At 62.5% G+C, this 429-nt stretch carries 2 protein-coding genes; both read left to right on the plus strand.

From position 1 onward, the window contains the following. Window positions 1-246, plus strand: a 246-nt coding sequence (locus tag KVS69_RS18845; RefSeq protein WP_254622287.1) for an ATP-binding protein, incomplete at its 5' end; no start/stop codon positions are given. Between the two features lies 1 nt (window position 247). Beyond that, a partial coding sequence (locus KVS69_RS18850) for a response regulator (RefSeq protein ID WP_217539498.1) occupies window positions 248-429 on the plus strand: 182 nt, incomplete at its 3' end.

Genomic DNA, 429 nt, shown 5'->3' on the forward strand with positions numbered 1-429 from the left:
CCAGAGGCTGGCCCACGAACCTGTGCTTGCTTGCGGGTCCCGGACGATGGAGAAGGCATTCCGACGGACCAGCAGGCGCGGGTCTTCGAGCCGTTCTTCACTACCAAGCCCGTCGGACGGGGCAGCGGACTGGGGCTGAGCGAGGTGTTCGGGTTCACCACCCAGTCGGGCGGATTCCCTCTGCTGACCAGTGAGCCAGGGAAGGGCACCGCCATCACCCTTTGCTTCCCCGTTTCAGAGCCCTGATATGCCGATCAACGTCCTATTTGTAGAAGACGTGGCCGACCTTCGCTCGGTTGTGGTTGAAGCCCTCTCCCCACAGGGCTTTTCCGTTACCCCCGCTGCGAACGGCGTCGAAGCCATCACGTTGCTGCGCGGAGCAACTCAATACGCCATCGTCGTGACAGACGTGAACATGCCTGAGGGCGT

The sequence above is a fragment of the Stenotrophomonas sp. GbtcB23 genome, from assembly GCF_019091045.1.
In the GTDB taxonomy this organism is placed as follows: domain Bacteria; phylum Pseudomonadota; class Gammaproteobacteria; order Xanthomonadales; family Xanthomonadaceae; genus Stenotrophomonas; species Stenotrophomonas rhizophila_A.